The organism is Natronorubrum sp. A-ect3 (genome assembly GCF_041821125.1).
Taxonomy (GTDB): domain Archaea; phylum Halobacteriota; class Halobacteria; order Halobacteriales; family Natrialbaceae; genus Natronorubrum; species Natronorubrum bangense.
Genome location: NZ_JBGUBB010000001.1, coordinates 537,835 through 555,799, shown reverse-complemented (window position 1 = coordinate 555,799; position 17,965 = coordinate 537,835). Strand labels below are relative to the sequence as shown.

Below are 17,965 nucleotides of genomic sequence, written 5' to 3'. Positions count from 1 at the left end.
CTCGGCGTCGGGGCCGCGGTAAGGATGCTGGAGAGTCCAGCCATAGCGGGTGCCGTTCGAGAACATACTAGCAGGGGGGCGAACTGACGATGCACGTCGTGGTGACGATCCAACATCCTGGACACGTCCACTTCTTTCGCCACCCGATCGCGGAACTGCAGTCCCGCGGCCACGAGGTCCACGTCTTCGCCCGCGAGAGCGACGTCGCAATCGCGCTCCTCGAGGCGTACGACATCGACCACGAGGTACTGGCCGGCGAATCGGGGTCGCTGCTCTCGCTGGCGGCCGTCCAGGCGACCTACGAGATGCGACTGCTGGCCCGGGCGCGACGGATCGACCCGGACGTGATTACGGCGATCGGTGGCGTCGCTGCTGCCCACGTGGCATCGATACTGGGTACGAAGAGTGTCGTCTTCTACGACACCGAACACGCGACGCTCATCACGAACCTCGCCTACCCGTTCGCGGACGTGATCTGTACGCCGTCGTGCTACCGAACCGAGATCGGGCCGGCTCAGCAGCGCTATCCGGGATATCACGAACTCGCCTACCTCCATCCCGATCGTTTCGAGCCCGATCCGACAGTCCTCGAGGACGTCGGACTCGAGCCCGACGACCAGTTCGCCCTTGTCCGACTCAGCAGCTGGGAGGCTTCACACGACGTCGGCCACGGCGGGTTCGACGATCCGCGCGAGGTCATCGATCGGCTCGAGGCCGCGGGCTGTTCGGTCCTGCTGACCGTGGAAGGCGAGCCCCCGGCCGACCTCGCATCCTACCAGTTCACGACATCGCCGGACCGAATGCACGATCTGCTCGCTGTCGCCGACGTGGTCGTCAGCGAAGGTGCAACGACCGCCGCCGAGGCCGCGGTGCTCGGGACGCCAGCGATCTACGTGAACCCGGCTACCCTCGGCTACACGGCCGAACTCGAGAACGAGTACGGGCTGTTGTTTGGCTTCAACGGTCAGGACCGCCACGCGCGCGCACTCGATCGACTCGATTCGGTCCTCGAGGAGCCCGCCGACACGTGGACACGGCGTCGCGAGCGCCTGCTCGAGGATCGGATCGACGTGACGGCATTCGTCGTTCGACAACTCGAGACAGTCGCAGGGCCACAGGCGTCGAACCGATCAGCCTCCGCAACCAATCCAAGCGAATCATGAAGGTACTCCAGTTGGTCACCTCACCGCGGCCGTTTTTCGACCAGCAGGTGTCGGCGCTCGAGGCGCGTGGCGTCGACTGTACCGTCTGTAGTGTCCCCGGCGCACATCGAGGTGATTCGACCCGGTCGCCGACGGACTATCTGCGGTTTTACCCGAAGATCCGCTCGACGCTTCGATCGGGGGAGTACGATCTGGTCCACGCGAACTACGGGCTCGTCGCACCGTTTGCCCTCGCCCAGCGAACCCGGCCAGTGGTCGTAACACTGTGGGGGACGGACCTGATGAGCGAGCAGTCGTGGCTGCGATCGCTCAGCCAGTACAGTGCCCGTCACGCGGCCGCGACGGTCGTTCCCACCCAAACGATGTCACGCGCACTCGAGGCCGACCACGAACTCATTCCCTTCGGCGTCGACACGGAGCTCTTTCGACCGATGCCCAAAGCGGAGGCCCGGGACCGAATCGGCTGGGACACCGACCGACCGATCGCGCTCTTTCCATACGACTCCAGCCGTGCCGTGAAGGATTATCCCCGTGCTCGCCGGCTCGTCGACCGAGCGGCCGTCGACCTCGAACTCCGCACGGTCACCGGCGTCGACCATGATAAAATACCCGACTATATGAACGCAAGTGATGTTCTGCTCGTCACCTCAAAGCGAGAGAGTGGGCCGATGGTCGTCAAAGAAGCCGCTGCATGTAGCCTCCCGGTCGTCTCGACTGACGTTGGATTCGTCCGCGAGACGATCGAACACGTGCAAAACTGCGTCGTCAGCGACGATGACGACGCGCTGATCGACGGGCTCGAGACCGTCATCGAATCGGACAGCAGGGCCAACGGTCGCGAGACGATCGATGGACTCGGCATCGAGGCACTGGGAGCGGACCTCCACGGGCTGTATCGTCGTGTCCTCGGCCGAGACGAGCCGACGAGTCACCGAACGGAGGCCGGTCATGGGGTATAAATCGCTCTCGGAGCTCCGTCCGTTCCGGCTCGACACCGTCGCGGCGATCGCTGGCCTCCTGATCGCGCTGGCACTGCTCCCGCTACGGTTTTTGGTGTCACAGCTGTACCTCAACACCGTCCCGCTCGTCCTTGGGACGGCGTGTCTGTTGTATCTTATTGGCCTGTATCAACAGGAGGACACGGCGACGATTCCGACGCTGCCGTCGCCAGTCACCATGGCGCTCCCGACGGTCGTTTTAGCTGGCCTTTCTGCGCTGGTAGTGTTGCCAGCGATACAGGGAGCACGGACGACTGTCTTTTTCGCGCTGGCAAGTGTCGTCGGGACGCTCATCGTCGGTCAGATCGTGTTTGCGAACGACCGCGATTTCAAAACGGGGCTCCTCTTGCTCCAGATCGTCCTCTTTGCGTTTGTCTTCCGGTTTACCGCACTGTACGCGACGACGGGATACATCGGCATCGACATCTGGACCCACGCAGAGCTTACACACGCGATCCTCGAGGAAGGGTCCGTCGGTGGGATTTCCGACGACAAACACTACGCATCACCGTTTTATCACCTGCTGGTCGCTGCCTCCTCGGTGCTCTACGACGTCCCGTTTCGCGTGGCACTGTACCTCTCCGTCGGCATCGTGATGCCAATCTCAGTGTTGCTCATCTACGCGACCACGAACCTCCTCGTCTCACAGCGATGGGCAACGCTGGCAACGGCGCTCTTTGCGTTTGCGAGCCACGTCTCGATGTGGGGGCTCCATCTGATCCCCACGAGTCTGGGGCTGGTCTTCTTCCTCGGCATGCTGTATGCGTTGATCCGAGTGATGCGAATCGAGTACACCGTGCGTGACTTCTCGTTGCTGTTGTTGATGAGCGTCGCCGTCATCCTCACCCACCAGGTGTCGACGTTCATCATGCTCGTGTTGTTACTCGCGGCGTTTCTCGCACAACTCGTCTTCGAGGTCGGCCCGCTCGGGCTGACGCGGTTCGACACGAGCGTCTTCCGGGCGAAAAAGCCGGTCAACCTCGTCGGGCTCGTTGCCTTCAACATCGGGCTGACGATCTTCGTCTGGTCGCTGACACCGTACCGCCAGCAGTCGTTTCTGGCGACTGTCCTGAGTTACTTCAGCCAGACACTCGAGGAGAGTGCCGGCTTCCTCAACATCGCGAGTGGGACCTCGGCCGAGGCATCCGAGTCGGGAGCCGAGGCGACACCAACGCTGCTCGAGCAAGTCGTTCCCTACGTCGACGCCCTTGGCTTTCTGTTCTTGCTCGGGGTGACGTTCGTCGGCTGTCTGTACGTCGTCCACAGGCGACGGGCCGAACAGTCCGTGTTCACGCTCTTGCTGGCGGCGGCGTTCATGTTGGTGTTCGTCCTTGGCCTGCCAATGTTCGGCATCAGGAACTTCATCCCGACCCGCTGGTTTGCGTTCCTGTTTGCGCCGATGGCGATCCTCGGCGCGATCGGCCTTCGAACGCTCAGCCAGGGGCTCAATCCCAAAATCGTTGTCTCCGTGCTCTTGGTGTTCGTGCTCATCTACCCGGGTGCGATGATATTCGCGGTCGAGAGCAACGTCGACAACCCGGTCTTCGATGAGCAGCACGAACGGCTCGCTTACGACGAGTCCGAACTCGCCGCCGTCGAATCGATCGGTCACCTGACCGGCTCGCCAAGCGGCCAGGAGATCCGTCCGGACCAGCAACTTCACACGGACCATCCGTATCAGACGGTGTTCAGCCGAACGGGTGCGTATCCGTCGACGACAACAGCGACGGTGCCGGATGACGGCATCGCAGAGCATGATTACGCCGTCTACCGATCGACACAGTCGACCGGCGCGACGTACTTCAACGACGCCGATGGGAACGGACGGATCGAACAGATTTCCCAGACGCGGCTCTGTTCGCCAGCGCAGGCCACGGTCTACACGAACGGTGATGTGACGATGTGTGCGGCTTCGCCGGTGTCCAGCTAGCCGTCGTTGGGACGAGACGTTCGGTTGGGGCAGAGCGACAACTCACTCGTCTGGTTCAATGTGTTGGACGACAACCCTGAATCCGACGCTAGTTTTGATTACTACGTGTGGCCGTCTGCTGGGAGTATGTAGACACGCGTGGGCTTCCGTTGGAGACAGTGAAGGCGTCTCGAGGGCTCCGATGAGAGCATCATCTGTTCCCAGCAGAGGGGGGGTCAGAGGCACAGAGCGTGAACTCGGTCGTCTCAAGACGCACTGAAATCAACATGCCGAGTCAGTCGTTGTCCGTAGCTGATCGGGCTGTCTGTATCGTGGGTTCGATCGGGACCGCTCTGCACACCAGAGATCGACTGGTGGCGCTATCGTCTCGCTCCGACACCGATCCCTGTTCCGAACACTCCACGAGCGTGCCTCGATGACCCGCGAGGCGGGTCACACTGTCTTCGACTTCGATTGCGAATCGATCGACGGTCTCAGGTGTACAGCACGCCCTCATCACGGCGCCACACCCCTCTTGGTCACCTCACCTCCGCTTGAAGCCTCCAGTACCACTCCAAACGGCCTCAAAAAGCGTGACCGACAGTAGGTGGAATGCCGGTGGTCGGGCGCTCGACTCGAGTACGAAGACGATGAGACACGACCCGATAGTGGTCACGTCGTCGTCCCGACTGAACCGGTGCCCCCATCACGTTGTCGTGTAATGCGGTGTGCAGTGACAATCAGTGGCTATGACTCGACCTCGATCGGGAGCTGCACTGTCCGGTATGCGTTCTCTGCTGTGGGCTCTGCTGGCGGCTCGCCGTCGTAGAGCAACAGTGTCAGTCGAAGATCGTCGTCCACCATCGATGGCGTGAACTCGAGTGTCTGCTGGTGTGTGTCGCCGTCAGCGACCGTCGCTGACGCCCTGTCCATCTCTTCCGTCTCGTGGACAGTTGCCCCGCCATCGTCGTAGCTCACCTGCTCGAGTAGCACCACAGTTGTGTAGGTGTACTCTTCGTGTTCCTGATTGGTGATCGTGGCCTGCACCTCCTGGGACTCTCCGGCAGTGTATGTCGACTCGTACATGGTGTCGGTCTCGCCGGTGACGTTCTCAGTGTCCACTGAAAACTCGGTAAACCCGTCTGATTGTGGTTGGTTGGTAATCGCGAACCCACCGCTTGCAACCAACAGGAGCAATCCGATCACGATCGCAACGTTGTACGGTCGGGTGTTCGATCGATCGTAGGCAGTGGGTCGTTGCTGGGTGAAAAACAGCCCCCCAATCGAAAGTGGTGGAATGAACCGCTGATCCGGCGGGCATCGGTAGCGAGAGCCGATCGCGAGAAGTGCGAGGGCAACGGTGAGCAACGCAGTTCCGGGGAGCACCGTTTCGAGGGCCAAACCCCCAGGGGTTAGGGACGTCAAAAGGGTGATCGCAGAAACGAGTGCAACACTAAAGACAGTTGAGAGGACTAGCCGTTCGATCGTCTCGAGTCCTCCGGTGACTAGAAGTGGATTTCCGAGACCAGTTTTTGCTTCGTCAAACGACTGAGAGTTGTTGGTTGGCTTGTCCGGGAACATGGCCGAGACGAGCGCATACCCGGGAAAGAAGACGACGAGTGGGATCGTCAGCAGAATCCGTGCAGTCCCATCGATGCCAGAAAAAACTCCAAATGTGAGGGCGCCAGTGAGCACGATGACGGCTGTCAGGTCGAAAAACCACCAGTGAGTGTCGCTCATATGGCCGATAATTGGTGTGACGATGGTTTATTATCGCCCAGGTAAGTCCCGTTCGAACGGGTCAGTCTGACGGCTGTCTGACGCCGATGTCTAATAATATCGACACTGGATCTGCATAAGGCTCTTTCGGCGGTTCTGAACAGTTCCATAAACGAAACAGTCGCCAAAACGGAATTCTTTCGAGGGATATATTCAGACATATTTCGTGTAATAAATCTACCTCCATTATTAGAACCTCCGCATAGAGCCCCTCGAAAAGCAGCTATTCAGCAGTTTCAAAATCCCCTGAAGAATAGCGAGTGTTTGTGAAAATAGCGAAAGAATACATTTTACTTCGGAAGGGATCCAATGCTTTATTACCCACTTCTGATTAGGGCAGATTGGTGCGATGAAATCGACACATATCAGCTCGGAACAACAGGGTGAGGTAGATGTGAGCGATGAGTCTGACCGTCCTACCGAAGAGCCTGCGTTCTCGAAAGACGAAATCTTCCATCTCCTACAAAACGAACGTCGTCGGATGGTCCTCAGATATCTCCGTGGTACAGAGGGGCCCGTCCGAATGCGCGATATCGCAGAACAAGTGGCCGCGTGGGAGCACGACACCACTGTGCAAGAACTTACGTCGACTCAACGCCAGCGTGTCTACATCCCGCTCTATCAGTCCCATCTCTCGAAGCTCGACAAGGCAGGGATAATCGACTACCAACAGAACCGTGGTATCGTCGTTCGAAAACCGCTTGCAGATCAGATCGATCAGTATCTCCAGATAGAGCCATCTACTGACACAGCGGACGAACAGCGTTCTGAGAGCAGTTGGGACGATTACTACATCAGCGCCACGGTCTTCTGTTATGTCCTCCTGCTCGGTGCAGTGATCGAGTTGCCGATCGTCTCGCTTCTCTCTGGTATCGCGTTGAGCGCATCGATCCTCCTGCTATTTACGGTGCTGACGATCAGCCGGCTTATTGACTGACTGTAACCGGCAAACCCGCTATGGATGTCACAAGACGGGCAAAACTGGGGTCATGTTCGTAACGGACGCGACCGCGAGGGCAAGAAGCGCCGAAACAGCGATCAGTGTGATGAGCACAAACAGATTTTTGAGCAACGAGAGCTGCTGAGTCGCCGATGAAAGTCGTGACTCCGTGCTTGCGGCGGTCGTCTGATACTCGATCGTTCCCTGGTCCGTGTCGAACTCGAGATACCCTGCTGTCTCGAGTTCCGGAAGTCGGTCCTGATGTAACTTTTCGTGAACAGTCGCCCAGGTGTCAATCGGTGGCCGAGCGGGCCGGACCAACTGGTCAGTAACTTCGTCGACAGTCGTCGGTGAACTCATCTCGTCAAGGACACACAACAGCGCCGTATCCGATTCGGGAATAAACTCCGCAGCTTGCTCCGCCTTCGTGTCGGTATTCGAGAGATCACTTGGTGGAGAATGATAGATCGTGACCTCCGAAGTGGTCTCTGAATCCCTAGGTCGCTCTTCTGGAGAATCCTCCGATGAAGAGCGAAACCGAGACGGTGTCAGACGCATATTCCACGCTAAAACCCATTGGTATATAAATATTCTCACGGTTCCAGGATTACGAACAATATACCACCTTGTTAGAGTGTTTTTCTCCTGTTTTTTGTACGATGCAAATGTGACAATCAACAGGTAAAACGAGGTTATTTAGCACCTTTCCAGACAGTATCTAAATAGTATTCGTTATCGGGGACCGCGATGGCTGCTCCGCAAAGAGCAACGGTAGCTGTGACTCCCACCAGCAGCCGAGCCAGCCGCGAAGGTCGGTGAGCCGGAGTTTATGCCTGGCCGGCAGCGGATGGACGTGTTCGGCATCAGACAGCAGTTGTTGATCGAGGTCGTATCGATCAAACAGGACCTCACGATTCGGCCACGGGGGTTGAAACGACTGGAGAAACGGCGTCTTCCGACGAACGAACCCTTCGACCTCGTTGAGCAGCGTACTGTCGTGGGGTCGGTCGGGTGGTCGCTGTCGCAAAATGTCGGAATCTAGTTGTTGACATGCCTCGAGGAAGGTGTCGGTCGTTCGGTGAGCTGGCGGCGTTTGGAGATGCCAGTCGATCAGCTCACGGTCCGTCGCCAGAAACGACGTGATGAACTGGTCCGACAGGTGGTTGTGGAACGGTATCGACGGCTGGTTGGCGATTCCAACGCAGGTGAGCGTGTTCTGTATCGTCTCTGCTCGCGACCCTCTCGAGTCGAACTCGTCGGCGATCGCCTCCCGAACGAACGTCTCTGGATCGGTGTCAAACGACGTTCGGTCGGCAATCTCGAGACTGGCCGCACGGTCGTAGCCGAACTTCTCGAGCAAGACGTCGACGGGGTTCGGATCGGGATCGAGCCGTCCGAGCGGCACGCGTTTATCCAGGATATCGACGGTGTCCTGTGCGGTGAAATGGCCGCGGAAGAACGTATCACAGAGGAGGCCGTGATACATCGTCTCAACCCCGATTTCATCCGTGTAACCAGCGTGGTGGATGTGGAGCGACTCTTTGATGCCCTGTGAGTATCGAATCTTCGACTCGTCGGGACGGAGATACCGCTCGTCCGGCGGAAACGCGGTGTGACCGGAGTCGTACTGCTTGGCGAGCTGTTTTGCTCCATGGACCTCCTGTGCGCCCGGTGCACCGACGGTGTAGCTGTGATCGATATCGGATACCTGCGAGAGGATAATGCGTGAGTCGTAGCCGGCCGAGAGGAGCACGCCCTTTCGTCCGGGAAGTGTCGATCGCCGTTGAAACGCGCGCTCGAGGCGTTCAGCGAGTTCGCTTGCGTACTCGAATTCCTGTGGCTGGTAGACGAATCGATCGAGCGACTCGACCGCGGTCGCTGTCAGTTTGCTATCGATCGGAAGCCGGTCGAGTTCCGTGATCGCAGTCTTTTCGCCAAGGATAACGCCGAGATGCAGAAACTCGAGGACACCGTTCCGGTTGATCGTTGGCTCCGTGATCGTTCGGCCGACTTCGGCGGCGTCGGTTCCGAACGCTCGAACCCCGGGCTCGTCGGTGTAGAAACACTCTCGAGACCGCACCGGATCCGTGGCGACGAACGCGCCATCACTCGCCACAGTATCGATGACGGCGAGATACGACCCGTTGAGTGCCGACAGTGCGTCGGCGCCGTCCGTCTCATATCGCTCGAGGAGCCACCGTGCGGCGTTTGAGTCGTCACTGGGGACGTACACCTCGCCCCAAATAACGCAGACGCCATCGTCGCCGGTGTATCGGGCACTCCACCCTGGGACACCGAGATCAGCATCTCTAATCCCGACTGTAACCGTCGGCCCGTCGAGGATCTCGTCGAACTCAGCGCTGGATCTGAGTCGATCGAACGTCTCAATACCGCCGAACACACCGAAGAGTTCCCTGTTCATCGTCGAGGATCACCGTACACGGTCGGGAGGCGAGCTGTCGATTTCATAGCCGACATTTCATAGCCGACACCGCACTCGCGTACGCGCAACTGGTCTTCCCTCCGGACGAGTCGTCATTAACTATGTTACCGTTAAGCGCCAGCACGGCCGTCGAACACCGATCTGGCTGACGGACGAATCCGCCTATCAAACCCATAATAATGGTTGTACTGTCGATATCATCGATTCACGATGTCACAGAATCGAATGACGCGGCGACGACTTCTCGCCCTATCGGGTGCGGCCGGGATTTCCGGGCTGGCGGGCTGTGCTGACCGTCTCGAGTCGGTAACGGACAGTGGTAGCAGCGATTCCTCGGACGGGAACGCGTCCGATTCGGACGGCGAAACTGCTGCGGCGCTCGCTGACGGCGTTCCACCGCTCGAAACTGCGTACAACAGCAGAGAGCAGTACCGACAGCCGGGCGACTCCTTCGACGACTTCAGCGATCTCGAGGGCTGGGAGGTCGTTCAGGGGTCCGGTGAAGCAGACACGGACGTCGTTTTCGACGGCGACCAGAGCTTCAAACTCCAGTCAAACGGCGAAGAAAACATCATCGCCGAACGTAGCCTTGAGGGAGAAGATCTGACCGGATTAGATCTCTCCTTTGCCGTTCGGACGACGACGCCACAGAACATCACGATCAACGTGTGGCTCTTCGACCGGTTTGGGAGCAGAAAAGTGTACTCGCTGCGGGAGATTACCTACCGAAGCCCCGACGTCGGCTGGTTCCGCTCGAGTCCGGGCGTCTTCGAACAGAGCCAGTATGAGCCGTCGATGGATAATCTCGAGACGCTGCGGATAGAGGTCCGCCACGACATGGACGAGGCGGAGGTCTGGTTCGACGACCTGCGAACCCACGAAAAACCCGATCAGGGGTACGTCATGCTGACCTGGGACGACGGCGAGAGCGACTACTACGACATTGCCTCGCCGCTGCACGACGAGTACGGCTTCCGAACCGTTCAGGCACCGGTTCCGAGCTGGACGGAGCAGGGTCGCGACGGCGTCATGTCGGTCTCGGAACTGCAGGAGCGTCAGGAGGCGGGCGATCAGATCGTCGTCCACGGAACGCACGACCCGATTCACGAGTACGACGACGGAGCCGAGATGGAGTCACGACTCCGGTTCGACAAACAGTGGTACATCGACAACGAGTTCGAAGGGGCCGACTACATCGTCTACCCGCACAACAGCTACAACAAGACGAGCCTCGAGTACAAGAGCAAGTATCACTACTGCGGTGGCTTCAATCAGGCCGGACACGTCAACACGACGAACGTCTACGGCTTTGATCCGCTTGCGCTGCCGCGAACGATCGGCAACGATCTCGAGATCTCGAAACGGTGTGTCGATCTCGCCGCGGCGCACAACCAGTGTACGATCTTGAACTTCCACGCGTTTGACGCCGACAACACGATGCCCGAGGACGACTACGAAGCGCTCCTCGAGCATATTGACGACGCAGATGTCGAAGTCATTACGTTCGACGACCTCTGGGAGATGCGGACCGCCCAGCACTACTGATCGCTCTCGTCGCTCGTCGTCGACTGCCGTGTTGATCCGTCGGCCGATTCTTTCTCAGCCTAACAGACATCCATCCGTTCGTAGAACCGCCGGACGCGGTCGTCTGCCAACAGCGGTCCGTGGACCTGGATCGACTTGAGGCCGGGGTAGCTGTTCGCTTCGATGACGGAAAACTCCCCGTCTGGCCCGGTAACAATGACGTCCCAGCCGATATACGGAACGAACGAGCAGGCGTCCGCCATCTCGAGCACCTGCTCCCGAATCCGATCCCAGCCGGGAACGGACACCCCTTCGACTGGCGCTCCAGTGTCGGGGTGGGTCAGGTGTCGTTCGACGCCGTCGCCGTCAGGTGGCTGTGCGCCGGGACCGAGTTCACCTGTCTCGAGGTTGATCGCAGCCGAAAGACCACCCTGCGTGAAGTTGTCCAGCGGTGCGGACGCTTCGGTTCCGATCCGTTGAATCGCCGCGGCAATAAACGGCTCGTTGGCGACCTCGTCGTACATCGTGATGAGACGAATCGTGTTCGGTGTCGTCGGGTAGAGACCGGCCGCAAACGAGCCCTGCTCGACGAACTCACAGACGAGATACTCCTCGAGGCTGGCGACCAGCGATCGGAACTCCGCTTCGGTGTAGTGGTCGTCGTTTACCTGATAGCCGTCTTCGGTCCGCGTACAGAGGAAGACGTTGTTTCCGCCGCCACCGTGGACCCACTTGAGGACCAGTCGCTGCTCGTCCTCGAGTCGTTCGACGACTCGTTGGGCGGCGTTGTGCGTTTCCGTGGCTGTTCCGTGGTCGTCATCGGTCGCCGCTGAGACGGTCGATCCACCGTCGGTCACCTCTCGAGGAGACGGCATCGTCCCCGCGTCGACGGCATGAAACGTTCCGTCGCGGAGCATCCCATAGACGGCCATCCGCTGATCGTCAAACGGCTGCATCACTCGGTGAAACAGGAGTTTGTTCGACAGCGCAACCGACCACGTCCCGTTGATTCGTTTTGTCCGTACGTATCGCTGGTAGTCGGTCAGATACGCCTCGTAGCTCGCTTCATCGAGATCGTACACGGCGTCCGACTGGCTGACGAAGCCACGACGCCAGAGCCACAGTCGGCGACGGATCGATCGTGAGGCCGTTGACTCACGTTCGGCTGCTGTGAGCCCCTGCAGACCTCTGACCGTATGATACAGTGCCCGAATGGTCATGACTGGCTCTGCCAGCGAGAGTGTATTAGTTACCAACCAGTCAAGACCGTTTCAAAGGTGAACGCAACGAGAGTGGCTACGTGGACGATGCCGCTGGCAGACGCTGTGAGAGCCCGATCCAGGCCAGGACAGTTGCGAGGAGTAGAAAGACGACTGTTGTGGCGATCGGAATCGGCCGGCGCTGAACGCCGGCGCCGGCTGCCCAGCAGAGCCCGGGCAGATGTCGCGCCGAAATCGACGCGTTTCGAGCGTGCCAGATGCCCTGCAGAAGTCGTCCCTCGGCGAAGTACCGCTTTGCAAGAATAAGCTCGTGCGTCGATCTGATCTCGTAGCCCGCCGTTTCGAAGTACTCCACCTCGTTTTCGTACGCGGACAGATACTGCTCACTTGCGTTTTTGATCACGTCTGCCGGCGGATGGCCGGTCTCCTCTCGGCGGACGAGCACCTCGTCGACGTAGGCGAGTTTCCCGTGCTCGAGTACGCGGAGACAGAACTCGGGGTCCTGAAACCGATCGAGCGTCTCGTCGAACCCGCCGGCCGCTCTGGCGACGCTCGTTCGAACGAGCAATGTCGAGCCAGCCCCCGGCTGGACGTTGTCCGCCAGAATCTCACCGACCAGTTCTTCGCCACCTTCTCTCGTTGGCGTTTCGTCACCGCGAGCCAGGACGGATGCGGCGGCTGTCCGAACCCGACCGCTCGTCCCCGACAGTTCGAACGCCGACGCACAGTAGGCACCGATCCACTCGCTCGAGCGGTTTTCGAGACACTCGAGCTGTCGCTCGAGCTTTTTCGGATGCCACTCATCGTCCGAATCGAGAAACGCAACGTGCTCGCCGCGGGCGTGTTCGATCCCCGTGTTCCGGGCGACGTTTGCGCCCTGGTTGGTCGCGTGGACGACGGGACGCACTCGCGGGTCCTCGTAGCTGGCTAGCACTGATCCAGTCTCGTCCGTTGAGCCATCGTCGACAACGACGACCTCGAGGTCGTCGACTGTCTGCTCGAGAGCGCTGTCGATCGCACGGGGAAGCGTCGCTGCTCTGTTGTACGTCGGGATAATGACGCTAACACGAGTCATTTCTAGATGCTACCCGACTCCAGTGCATTATTATCGAGTTGGTAAACCACACACGGCAGTCGCGTGGCCGGTCGTTCCCGTTCGAGTGGGCGCCGCCGAGCGCATCCGTGGCTCGCCGATCGAAGCGCTGCCCGGCCACACAACTGCCTAACCACTGTATAAGAAAGAGCGATAGATTCGTCAACGGCGGCAATGACGACTCGAAACCGACGATCGGTCGTGACCACTGCTGGCGTGGCTGGAGCGGGTGGCCCTGCCAGCTGTCTCTTCGACGAGCGGTGGAGGTCGGACGAGAAGGGGCCATCACCCAAGCTGCAGTCGACCCAGTATGGGGCCACACGCAGCCGTTCCGACCTCTCGAGTGAGTGCTTCGTGGACCGCACCGGCGAGCAACGCGTCGACGTCGTCACCGCGACGGAACTGCTGGAGGGGGCCTGATGTATCGGGGTGCAACCGTCGGTGTCGTGATACCTGCCTACAACGAGGAGGGGTTCGTCGGCGACGTCATCCGCGAGATGCCAGCGTCCGTCGACCGACTCTACGTGATCGACGACCAGTCAACTGACGACACCTGGAACGAGGTTCTCGAGGCTGCTCGAGCCGATGCGAAGACGAGATCGGTCCCCACCACAACAGGTGATACGCTCGTCGCGGACGGTGGGGCATCCGCACTCGCCACTCGAGCCGCGGTTCACGACCCCATCGGCCGGGTTGTCCCGATCCAACATCGCGAGAACCGTGGTGCCGGTGGCGCGATCAAAACCGGCTATCTCGCCGCCCTCGAGGACGGTGTGGACGCGACGGTCACTGTCGACGCGGACGGGCAGATGGACCTCTCCCAAATGCCACGCCTGCTCGATCCGATCGTCGAGGGCGAGGCCGACTACGCGAAAGGAAATCGGCTGCTCTCGAGCGAATACCGCGCCGCGATGCCGCGGTTTCGGTTCGTCGGGAACTCGATCCTGACGTTTCTGACGAAGATCGCCTCGGGATACTGGAAGACGATGGATCCCCAGAACGGTTACACGGCGATTTCTCACGACGCGTTGGCGGCGATCGACCTCGAGGAACTCTACGAGTACTACGGCTACTGTAACGACCTGCTCGTCAAGCTCAACGTGCAGGGCATGCGGGTCGCTGATGTCGCGATGCCAGCCGTCTACGGTGACGAGGAGTCGAGTATCATCTACTCCGATTACATCCCGAAGGTCTCGTCGATGTTGCTGCGGAACTTCCTGTGGCGACTCAAGACAAAGTATCTCGTGCTCGATTTTCACCCCCTCGCGCTGTTTTATTTCATCGGGGCCGGGACGGCCGCGGCTGGCGTAGCCGGCGCAGGGCTGACCCTGCTCTCGACACTGCTTGGCGCCGGTGTTTCGGTCGGACAAACGAGCGTGCTGGCAACGCTCGCGGGTATCACGCTGTTGCTGTTTGCCATGGTGTTCGACATGGCCGAGAGCGAACACCTCGAGCGCCAGATTCAGTGATGGGGCGAGGCGGAGCACTGGTTTCCGGTGTCGTCGTTTGACTCGAGCAGAGATCGGGTCGCTACTGATGTGCGTCTTGTACGGACTGCTATCGGGTAGTGCCAGTGTACCCGCTGCGGATGCACCGGAAGATCGGTACAGCAGAGCATAGATCGTCGTCGGCCAACTCTGTCACCCAAAACGCCGACCACCGGAACGAGCGGCCTTTTTTCGTAGATTTTGCGCCGAGTAGTTCCAAGCGAAGCGAGGAGTCCCGAGGCAGAACACGGGACGTGTACGGCGCCACCACGTCGAAGAAGCTGCCAGCGAAACGAGATCAGATGCTGGCATCGAGGATTCCCAGCGCAAGTCCCGAGACGAGCAAGGAGAGTCCGGCGACGAACAGCAGATTCTGCAACCAGTTTCGTGTCGTGTCACCACTCAATCGTCCCTCGAGGCGACGATGAATCGCGTCCGCTTTCGAGCCGATCGGGTCGGGAAACGCCGCCAGAATCTCGAACGGCTCTGCTGGATCCAGCGCGCCGGCGAGTAACGCGAAGACGAGGAAAATCACGAAGCCGACCGGCGGGACGACTGCAAGCGCCAGCAACTGATTCGAGATCGCCATCGAGAGCGCGACAATGGGGATGGCTGCAAGGACGGTCGTCACAGTCACTTGCCCGAGTCGAGCATCAGCAAGTGGATTGAAGCCGACGAGCCGAGCGCTCCAGCAGTGGAAGGCGAACATCGTGCCGTAGCCGACGCTTGTCGCGATGGCTGCCCCGTGCATACCGTATCGCGGGATCAGGGCGGCGTTGAGCGTGACATTGATCACGGCTGCGGTGCCGGTGGCCGCGACCGGGTACCGAAGCGTCCCGTTTCCCTGTGAGACGGCGAGAATCGGCCGTGCAAGCGCGAACCCGAGTGCACCAGGGAGCAACAACAACAGCGGTGTGACCGCTGGCTCTGCCTCGGAGCCGAAATAGAGCGGCACGGCGATATCCGCAAGCGCCGCGAGACCGACCGCCATGACGGCTGTCAGCAGAAACGTATACCGCGTCGTCCGGGAAGCGAGCTCCGTAATCTCCCGGTGACGGTTGTTCGACCACAGCTCCGATGTCGAGTGGACGTACACAGTCTGCAGTGCTAGCGGAACGAACCAGAGGAACTCGGCGAGCGTGAGTGCCGCCCGGTAGTTACCCACGTCCGAACTCTCGGCGAATCGCTGGAGCATCACGATGTCGATGTGATAGAGCGACATCAACAGGAACACGAGAACGATGCTCATCGAGTTGAACGTGAGCATCTCTGCTCGCGGGAATCGCTTCGTCGGCCGGCTGAACAGACACGACAGCGAGATTCGACGGTGGACGAGGACGAGTCCGACAGCAGCGACGAGTGCGCTCGCAAACAGGTGGCCAGCGAGCGCGCCCATCACCCCGTAGCCGACGTAGACGAGTGGAATCGCGACCACGACGAAGCCGAGCTTGTCGAGGACCTTCAGCGGCTCCGAGTATCGCTCGAGGCCGAATCCCATGAGCGTCTTTCGGGCGTAATCACGAAACTGCGCCGTGAGCACGAGCACGGCGAGGGCATAGAAGTAGATCGTCAGCTCGTCTCCGAACGCGAGCGCAACGATCCCAAACTGGGCAGCAGCGACCAACAACAGGGAACCAACGGCGGCAAGAACGATCGCCAGTCGAAAGTAGAAGCCGACGACGTGTTCGCTCCAGTTGGCTGCGTTGCGGTCCTCAGCGAGGAACTTCCGAACGCCGTCGGTGATGCCGGAGCTGACAAAGATCATGTAGATGGCGAACACCGACAGCAAGAACGCGTAATCCCCGAACGCCGAGGCACCGAGAAACCGGTACAAAAGCGGCGTCGAGACAGCAGTCACGATGAGAACGATGACCTTCGCGCTGACGACCGAAAACACACCACTCGCGATACTTCTGTTCACTGTTCAACTCCCTAGAATCGACGACCAACGGGCCCCATCCCCGCACGGTCGGCTGTTTTCGCAAGCGATAGCCACAGTGTTGAATCGATGCCGCCGAGGGGGCCTTATTATACGCGTATTAAACGCCGCTGGCGGACGAATCAGCAGCCGGGAGTCCGATGAGCGAGAGTAACAACTGAAACTGGTTGCACACCGATCGCACAGTTGGCGTGCGATCGGGTGCGCACTGACGGTCAGTGGCTGCGATAGCGAGTGTTGCCAATCGGCCTGCTGGCGATCCGAACGGTCAGCCGTCGATGAGCGCCCGAGTGAACAGCGCAACGCCCCACCGAACAGGCGCTTAACTGAGGTATAAGTATACGCACACTCACTCGAGTGCGTTCCAACAACGATGAGTCACGAATCGACGCGCCGTCGCTTCATCGGTGTAGCTGGAGCAGGCGCGATCGGGCTGACAGCCGGATGTATCGACGGCCTGGCAGACGAACTCGGGACAGCAAACGACACCGACGAGGACGGCGAGGCAACCGATCCCAACGGAAACGAGAGCGACGGTGGGACGGGAGAATTGGACGACAGCCCGAGCATCGACGGCGGTGCGGTCGTCTTCGTCTACGACGATGGGCCGATCGAGGACTACGAGCAGGCGTTCCCGGTCCATCAGGAGTTCGATGCGCCCGCGAGTACGGGTATCGTCACTGAGTGGATCGGTCGCGAGGAGTTCAACGGCACCGATTGGATGGCTGTCGACCACCTCGAGGAACTCGCCGACGCCGGCTGGGAGATCAGCTCACACACGACCGCTCACACGGCGCTGGGAGCGTTCGAACTCGTCGCGGACGCCGAGCCGGACGACGTCCGAATCTACCCGGAGCAGCGCAATCACGGCTTCCACCACGGCTACGAGATCGAGATCACTGACGGAAACGAGCGCGTTCGTCGGACTGTCGTCGACTCCGACGAGGACGATGTCGGCGGCTATCTCGAGTTCGACGAGCCGCTTGGATCGTCGTTTCAGGCGGGTGAAACGGTCGAACGCTATCCAGAAGACGTCATGCACGAGTTCCTCGGCGAATCGAAAGAAGAACTCGAGTCGCTGGGGTTCGAGGTCGACACGCTGCTTGCGCCCTACGATATCGTCGACGAGCGGACGGTCGAGATTGCACGGGAGTACTACGACGGGATCGCGAACGTGCGACCGGGATCGATGATCAACGACCCCGACACGTTCGACCCGTTCGAGACGCGACGCGACTACTTCGTCGAGTTCACCAGCCCCGAGGCTGTCGAGGCACAACTCGATCAGGTCGCTGCGCAAGACGCGCTTGGCATACTCGGTGCACACACGTTCAAAGAAGAAGTCACCCCGGAACGAATCCGCGAAACCCTCGAGTGGGTCGTCGAACGCGACCTCGAGGTCCTGACGCTTCGTGATGCGATCCGGGCAACTGCTGGAAACGGCAGCTGACTGCCGTTGTCGCCGCTGCG

At 59.9% G+C, this 17,965-nt stretch carries 14 protein-coding genes; 8 read left to right on the top strand and 6 right to left on the bottom strand.

Translation table 11 applies throughout. The features are described from left to right. Positions 1-89: 89 nt before the first annotated feature. Genes ACERJA_RS02840 through ACERJA_RS02830 form a run of 3 tightly spaced genes read left to right on the top strand, consistent with a single transcriptional unit; the run spans position 90 to position 4,091 of the window. Positions 90-1,163 (top strand): DUF354 domain-containing protein, encoded by a 1,074-nt coding sequence (locus tag ACERJA_RS02840; RefSeq protein WP_373606783.1) that lies wholly within the window; start codon positions 90-92, stop codon positions 1,161-1,163. Further along, a complete protein-coding gene (locus ACERJA_RS02835; protein WP_373606782.1) occupies positions 1,160-2,122 on the top strand; it encodes a glycosyltransferase in 963 nt (320 codons plus the stop codon). The genes ACERJA_RS02840 and ACERJA_RS02835 overlap by 4 nt, the downstream gene beginning before the upstream one ends. Further along, complete coding sequence (locus ACERJA_RS02830; RefSeq protein WP_373606781.1) at positions 2,112-4,091, top strand: hypothetical protein; 1,980 nt, start codon at positions 2,112-2,114, stop codon at positions 4,089-4,091. The genes ACERJA_RS02835 and ACERJA_RS02830 overlap by 11 nt, the downstream gene beginning before the upstream one ends. Before the next feature lie 726 nt (positions 4,092-4,817). Here the strand turns inward: ACERJA_RS02830 and ACERJA_RS02825 are convergent. After that, entirely contained in the window at positions 4,818-5,810 is a 993-nt protein-coding gene (locus tag ACERJA_RS02825) for a DUF1616 domain-containing protein (protein WP_373606780.1), read from the bottom strand. Between the two features lie 388 nt (positions 5,811-6,198). On the opposite strand from ACERJA_RS02825, the gene ACERJA_RS02820 reads away from it, so the two are divergent. Continuing rightward, a complete protein-coding gene (locus ACERJA_RS02820; RefSeq protein WP_373606779.1) occupies positions 6,199-6,786 on the top strand; it encodes a hypothetical protein in 588 nt (195 codons plus the stop codon). 27 nt (positions 6,787-6,813) lie between these two features. Here the strand turns inward: ACERJA_RS02820 and ACERJA_RS02815 are convergent, their stop codons facing one another. Both ACERJA_RS02815 and ACERJA_RS02810 read right to left on the bottom strand, forming a co-directional pair. Next, positions 6,814-7,149: a hypothetical protein gene (locus tag ACERJA_RS02815; protein WP_373606778.1), complete on the bottom strand. Its 336-nt coding sequence runs from the start codon at positions 7,147-7,149 to the stop codon at positions 6,814-6,816. Between the two features lie 358 nt (positions 7,150-7,507). Next, positions 7,508-9,211 carry a hypothetical protein gene (locus tag ACERJA_RS02810; RefSeq protein WP_373606777.1) on the bottom strand — a complete coding sequence of 568 codons (1,704 nt, stop codon included), beginning with the start codon at positions 9,209-9,211 and terminating at the stop codon, positions 7,508-7,510. Positions 9,212-9,442: 231 nt separating this feature from the next. On the opposite strand from ACERJA_RS02810, the gene ACERJA_RS02805 reads away from it, so the two are divergent. Then, on the top strand, positions 9,443-10,777 hold the full coding sequence (locus ACERJA_RS02805) for a polysaccharide deacetylase family protein (protein ID WP_373606776.1): 1,335 nt from the start codon (positions 9,443-9,445) through the stop codon (positions 10,775-10,777). Positions 10,778-10,836: 59 nt separating this feature from the next. Here ACERJA_RS02805 and ACERJA_RS02800 read toward each other — a convergent pair whose 3' ends face one another. Together ACERJA_RS02800 and ACERJA_RS02795 are read right to left on the bottom strand one after the other, a co-directional pair. After that, positions 10,837-11,976, bottom strand: coding sequence for a sugar-transfer associated ATP-grasp domain-containing protein (locus tag ACERJA_RS02800; RefSeq protein WP_373606775.1), 1,140 nt, complete (start codon positions 11,974-11,976; stop codon positions 10,837-10,839). Between the two features lie 76 nt (positions 11,977-12,052). Continuing rightward, positions 12,053-13,051, bottom strand: coding sequence for a glycosyltransferase family 2 protein (locus tag ACERJA_RS02795; RefSeq protein WP_373606774.1), 999 nt, complete (start codon positions 13,049-13,051; stop codon positions 12,053-12,055). A gap of 192 nt (positions 13,052-13,243) precedes the next feature. On the opposite strand from ACERJA_RS02795, the gene ACERJA_RS02790 reads away from it, so the two are divergent. Both ACERJA_RS02790 and ACERJA_RS02785 read left to right on the top strand, forming a co-directional pair. Further along, entirely contained in the window at positions 13,244-13,489 is a 246-nt protein-coding gene (locus ACERJA_RS02790) for a hypothetical protein (protein WP_373606773.1), read from the top strand. Continuing rightward, positions 13,489-14,538 carry a glycosyltransferase family 2 protein gene (locus ACERJA_RS02785; protein WP_373606772.1) on the top strand — a complete coding sequence of 350 codons (1,050 nt, stop codon included), beginning with the start codon at positions 13,489-13,491 and terminating at the stop codon, positions 14,536-14,538. The genes ACERJA_RS02790 and ACERJA_RS02785 overlap by 1 nt, the downstream gene beginning before the upstream one ends. Before the next feature lie 316 nt (positions 14,539-14,854). Here ACERJA_RS02785 and ACERJA_RS02780 read toward each other — a convergent pair whose 3' ends face one another. Further along, on the bottom strand, positions 14,855-16,477 hold the full coding sequence (locus ACERJA_RS02780; protein WP_373606771.1) for a flippase: 1,623 nt from the start codon (positions 16,475-16,477) through the stop codon (positions 14,855-14,857). Positions 16,478-16,868: 391 nt separating this feature from the next. On the opposite strand from ACERJA_RS02780, the gene ACERJA_RS02775 reads away from it, so the two are divergent. Continuing rightward, complete coding sequence (locus ACERJA_RS02775) at positions 16,869-17,945, top strand: polysaccharide deacetylase family protein (protein WP_373606770.1); 1,077 nt, start codon at positions 16,869-16,871, stop codon at positions 17,943-17,945. Positions 17,946-17,965: the final 20 nt, after the last annotated feature.